We start from the raw sequence: 4,574 nt of genomic DNA on the forward strand, positions 1-4,574 counted from the left end.
TTTTTTGTTGGGCAGTTAAAGTCGAAGTAAACCCTTTTGCCATCCATCGCACCTAATTACGCACTTGATTTAGCCCAATACTTCATCTTATCATGTTTTAGGTTGAAATTAAGATGCGTTTACCCTGCTTCGTGATGACTGTTGACTGATGACTGATGACTGATGACTGTTAGTTGTTATTGGAATTGATAATTGGAAATGGGGAATTCGTAACAATAACCAATAACCAATAACCAATAACCAATAACCAATAACCAATAACCAATAACCAATAACCAATAACCAATAACCAATAACCAATAACTGGGGAATTCGTAGCAAGTAACCAATAACCAATAACCAATAACCAATAACCAATAACTAATAACTAATAACCAATAACCAATAACCAATAACTAATGACTAATGACTAATGACTAATGACTCTCTGTTATGCAATAGAATATAATCAGATGCTGCTTATTTAGATGACGAAAATGGAACCTCTTATAGATGCGCCAACTTCCACCGAGATGCCCGGAGCTACCCCAGTGGTGGAAATATTTAATCTGGGGAAGTTCTACCGTACCGGCTTCTGGATGAACGAAAAAATAGAATCGCTCAAAAGTTGCACTCTGACTGTCTCTGAGGGGGAAACTTTCGGGTTGTTAGGGCAGAATGGAGCGGGGAAAACTACGCTGCTGAAGGCTTTGCTGGGGATAGTGCGGCCGACTTCTGGCAGGGGGCTGCTGTTGGGGAGGCCTTTGGGCGATCGCAACGTGAAGCGGCGAGTCGGCTATTTGCCAGAAAATCCCTACTTTTACGATTATCTCACGGGCTGGGAATTCTTGCAATTTGCGGCGGGCTTGTTTGAAATTCCGGCCTCGATTCAGCGGCAGCGAATTCCGCATTTGTTAGACTTAGTTGGGCTATCTCAATCGGCGGCCATCAAAAAACAGTTGCGCCAGTATTCTAAGGGAATGCTGCAACGGATCGGCATGGCTCAAGCTTTGATTAACAATCCAGATGTGGTATTTTTGGATGAGCCGATGTCTGGTTTAGATCCGATGGGGCGCTATCAGATGCGGGAGATAATTTTATCGCTGAAAAATCAAGGAAAAACGATTTTTTTTAATTCGCACGTACTGTCGGATGTGGAGAAGATTTGCGATCGGGTGGCAATTTTGGCTCGCGGTGAGTTAATCTGCATTGGTGCGATCGACGAACTTCTGGGAAATACTAAAACTTACCGGGTTGAAGGTAGGGGCGGCCACTTGAATATCCTGCAAAAATGGATACCGGATATGGAAGTTGATAATGATTTGTGGTACGGTCATTTGCAGGGCGATCCGAAGGAGTTTATTTCTAGTCTGAGCGGTACGGGAGGGCAGCTAATTGGGATGAATTTGGCTAAGCCTTCTTTGGAAGAGTTTTTTATGCAGCAACTGCAAGAAAGAGGCATTTATTCGAGCAGTTGAAGTTGATAAAATCGGCGGTTGAAACCGGGCGGTTGAAACCGCGGCTACACATACAAAGTCCGCCTTCGCGGACTAAGAAAACGGGCTCTTCGGCCCGTTCCACAAGAGGTTAATTTTATTGTGGGGTGGGCATATTTCCCGTGTCTGAAAGGCTAATATTTTTTACTTCCTTTAACAATAGCCACTGTAGATTTGCACATACTAACTCTGCACAATTCCACTGTCGCAAATATTCACAAACTTTAGAAATAATCGCATTTGCCGTATCTAATTTTTCTGCTTTGGAGGCATGATAATGCGCTCTGATTAAGGGCTGAATATCCTCGATATCTTGCCATTCCGATTCTGGTTTCAGGGGAATACTCATATAATAATTATAAGCTTGGTTGTGGGCGGTACAGATTAAGGATTGTCGAGGATGGTGAAATGATTTCTCTGGCTGTCAACTAGGTTGGACGGTGCATCTGGTGACGGTGCATCTGGTGACGGTGCATCTGGCGGGCGATCGGGCATACAGCTTATCTGCTCTTGGGAGAAATGTAAATTTTTGTAACAAAATAGGGCGCTCTGCATAAAAAGCAGAGGAAGGCCCTGATAGATATTTAGGAAGGTTCGCAAGGCGGGCTTTGCTGGTTTTGACGCAACTATATTTTTGAGGAGATGGGATTATGACGAATATTAGCTTAGGGCCGACGATTGATGGAAGTTTGAGCAGCACCGATCCTCAAAATCATCAAAGATTAGGTATGGCGAGAAATCCTGTTGACGGAATTGGGCTACAAGTTAAAAACTTTATTAGGCGTTGATTTTACTGCTCTAAGAGTTTTGCTTCAGTTAAACGATTGGTGGAGATTTTCTTCAAATATCAACTTTTTAATTCTCCTGACTTCAAAAAGTATGATGCTTTTGCCAAACTGATTTAGAGTCGCTATGTTCACACAAGTAATAGTTAGATGCAAAAAAAAGTTTCTTCAAGCAAGCTTTTTTGCTGCAAAATTACTGAGTTTAATCTAAACAATTTTAAGCTCAATTAAAGCAACTGACAAAGTAGCAAGCCCATAATTTCCCATTTTCCAAATAGCTAAAGGTAGATCATGTCACACAAAATCTCTGAAACTCCGAAAGCGATCGCATTTATCGATACTGCTGTCCCTAATTGGAAGACTCTAGTTGACGGCGTTACCCCTGGAACAGAAGTAATCCTGCTGGATTCTAACCGCAACGGGGTAGAACAAATTGCTCAAAAACTGCGGGGCGGTAACTTCTCAGCAGTTCACGTTGTATCCCACGGCGCTGTCGGTTCTCTGCAACTCGGCAATACGATGCTGACTTTGGATACATTGAGCGCTTCCACTCCAACCAATATCATAAACGAAGAAAACCGGGGTGTAGTGTCTCTTTCCCCCTCCCGAAATTGCGACTTTGTGATGTGGTTAAAGGAATGGGCAAAGGGGCTGGCAAGTAATGCTGAGATTCTTCTGTATGGCTGCAACGTAGCAAAGGGAGATTTGGGTGCTGCTTTCGCGCAGCGGTTGAGTCAGCTAACAGGGGCTAATGTGGCAGCTTCTACGAGTCTGACTGGTAGTGCCCAGAAAGGCGGTGACTGGGAATTGGGGTATGCCACTGGGGCGATGGAGGCATCTTTGGTGTTTGGGCCACAGGTGCAAGACGCTTACCAAGGAATTTTGGCAATTAAAGTTATTTACGATGCAGCATTTTCAACTCAAGCGAAACCAGCATTTGATTACGCAGTTAATATTTGGAATCGGCTAGTTGACACATCAAAAGTAGACGTAACAATTAACGCAACTTGGGAAACTGTAACTGGTTTTTTAGCAACAGGTGATGGCTCTGGCACGGCAAACTTTACCGGCGCACCGTTAACAAATACTCTTTATCCAGTACCGCTAGCCAACCAATTAGCAGGAACGGATTTGAATGGAACTTCCCCTGAAATCGATGTCCGCGTTAACAATAATCCCAGCGCTAGTTTTTCAGGACTTTCTTGGTACTTTGGAACCGATGCAAATCCCGGTGCTAATCAAACGGATTTGGTTACCACACTCCTCCATGAAATTGCTCACGGAATGGGATTCATTGGCTCCTTTCGGTTCGATTCTGCCACTGGACAAGGGATTTCGGTTGATACTATCAATAACTATCCCAGTATCTACACCAGATTTATTGAGAATGGTTCAGGTCAGAAAATCACTGACACAGTGCTTTTTCCTGTGCCTTCTGTCGCACTAGGAAACCAGCTAATCAGCAATAACCTGTTCTTCAATGGCCCCAAAGCTGTCGCAGGAAATGGCGGCACCAAACTTAATATTGAAGCACCTAACATCTTTTACAGTCAAAGCATCGATCACCTAGACGAAGCCACCTATGGAAATGGCAGTAATTCCTTGATGACAGCCCGTCAGGGTTTGGGAGTAGCCATCTATAACCCTGGGCCTCTTACACTTGGCATACTGGAAGATATAGGTTGGAAATTAAATGCTGACTTGGGGGTAACTGTCACGGTGGACAACCCCGCACCCAAAGAAGGGGATGTCATTACCTACACTGTCAGTGCAAAAAATGTGGCACTAGGCAATGATGCTGCCAATATCAAGTTGACAAGTTTGTTACCTACAACTCTCAGTCTTACAAGCAATACTCCAACCCAAGGCACTTACGATCCTGTAACAGGTGTTTGGGATGTGGGCAAGTTAGCGGTTAATGATACTACCTCGTTGACTCTCAAAGCTACAGTCAATCCTGGTAGTGGTGGGCAAACTATTAGTAACACAGTCGCGATCGCTGCTGCCGATCGCAATGACCCTGATATTACGAACAATAATGCGAAAGTTGACATCGCTGTAGCTCCAACTCCAACAACTCCGACTCCAACAACTCCGACTCCAACAACTCCGACTCCAACAACTCCGACTCCAACAACTCCGACTCCAACAACTCCGACTCCAACAACTCCGACTCCAACAACTCCGACTCCAACAACTCCGACTCCAACAACTCCGACTCCAACAACTCCGACTCCAACAACTCCGACTCCAACAACTCCGACTCCAACAACTCCGACTCCAACAACTCCGACTCCAACAACTCCGACTCCAA

Annotated in this window: 4 protein-coding genes; 3 read left to right on the top strand and 1 reads right to left on the bottom strand. The window is 44.5% G+C overall.

The window, feature by feature from the left end; translation table 11 throughout:
* Nucleotides 1-476 precede the first annotated feature (476 nt).
* Nucleotides 477-1,457, top strand: coding sequence for an ABC transporter ATP-binding protein (locus IQ263_RS27690; RefSeq protein ID WP_194071245.1), 981 nt, complete (start codon nucleotides 477-479; stop codon nucleotides 1,455-1,457).
* 115 nt (nucleotides 1,458-1,572) lie between these two features.
* On the opposite strand, the gene IQ263_RS27695 is transcribed toward IQ263_RS27690, so the two are convergent.
* Nucleotides 1,573-1,824 (bottom strand): hypothetical protein, encoded by a 252-nt coding sequence (locus tag IQ263_RS27695; RefSeq protein WP_228050424.1) that lies wholly within the window; start codon nucleotides 1,822-1,824, stop codon nucleotides 1,573-1,575.
* A 301-nt stretch (nucleotides 1,825-2,125) separates the two neighbouring features.
* On the opposite strand from IQ263_RS27695, the gene IQ263_RS27700 reads away from it, so the two are divergent.
* On the top strand, nucleotides 2,126-2,263 hold the full coding sequence (locus tag IQ263_RS27700) for a hypothetical protein (protein WP_194071246.1): 138 nt from the start codon (nucleotides 2,126-2,128) through the stop codon (nucleotides 2,261-2,263).
* 288 nt (nucleotides 2,264-2,551) lie between these two features.
* Nucleotides 2,552-4,574 (top strand): DUF4347 domain-containing protein (locus IQ263_RS27705; protein WP_194071247.1); only part of this gene is annotated, 2,023 nt, incomplete at its 3' end.

This window comes from Tychonema sp. LEGE 06208 (assembly GCF_015207505.1).
GTDB lineage: Bacteria > Cyanobacteriota > Cyanobacteriia > Cyanobacteriales > Microcoleaceae > Microcoleus.

Excerpts from the sequence above, each read along its gene's own strand:
- IQ263_RS27690 (WP_194071245.1), top strand. The coding sequence starts at position 477 with ATGGAACCTCTTATAGATGCGCCAACTTCCACCGAGATGCCCGGAGCT.
- IQ263_RS27695 (WP_228050424.1), bottom strand. The coding sequence starts at position 1,824 with ATGAGTATTCCCCTGAAACCAGAATCGGAATGGCAAGATATCGAGGAT.
- IQ263_RS27700 (WP_194071246.1), top strand. The coding sequence starts at position 2,126 with ATGACGAATATTAGCTTAGGGCCGACGATTGATGGAAGTTTGAGCAGC.